The organism is Kytococcus sp. HMSC28H12 (assembly GCF_001816045.1).
Classification (GTDB): Bacteria; Actinomycetota; Actinomycetes; order Actinomycetales; family Dermatophilaceae; genus Kytococcus; species Kytococcus schroeteri.
The window spans coordinates 1-667 of record NZ_KV824409.1 but is presented as its reverse complement, the minus strand read 5'-3'; the positions used below and the strand labels follow the sequence as shown (position 1 = coordinate 667).

Below are 667 nucleotides of genomic sequence, written 5' to 3'. Positions count from 1 at the left end.
CGGTGCGGGGACACCCGCACCGCCCCCGTCGGCGTGTGGCGCAGGTCGCCGGGCCGGGTGGTACTGTGACGGCGTCGGCGGGAACCTCGTTCCACCCGGCATCTCATAGGCCTGAGGGTCGTCCCCCCGTCTCCGACACAGTCATCGTCTGAGACGTGGACGTGATGACGGACCCGGTGCACACCACCTCGCCACGTACGGCGAACCCTGCAGGCCGGCAACCGAGCACGACGGGGCGCCCCCATGTGGCGTGCCCGGTGCCGTGCCGACATCCATCACCGCTGCGCCCCGTCGGCGCAGGTTGGAAGGACTTGCATGACTGACCAGACCCAGCCGGCCGAGAGCCCGAAGCGTTCCACGGCCCTGAGCGCCCTCCGCCTGGCAGAGCTCCAGGAACTGGCCGCCAGCATGGGCATCGACACCACGAAGAAGCGCAAGGGGGACCTCGTCGCAGAGATCCGCCAGGCGCGCGTGGACGCCGGTTCGGCCCGTGGCGTGGAGCCCGTGGCCGCACAGCCGGCCGCGCAGGAGGCGCCGGTCGCCTCGCGCGAGGAGCAGGCCGAGGCGCCTGCGGCTGCCGAGGAGACGGACCGCCGCGAGGGCGGGGAGTCCCAGCAGGGCGGCCAGGAGGAGGGCTCCTCCCGCACCCGCCGGGGCCGCCGGGGCG

1 protein-coding gene is annotated in these 667 nt (G+C 74.1%); it reads left to right on the top strand.

Annotation, left to right across the window (positions count from 1 at the left end; genetic code table 11):
- Positions 1-315 precede the first annotated feature (315 nt).
- Positions 316-667 (top strand): Rho termination factor N-terminal domain-containing protein (locus HMPREF3099_RS13385; RefSeq protein ID WP_237769753.1); only part of this gene is annotated, 352 nt, incomplete at its 3' end.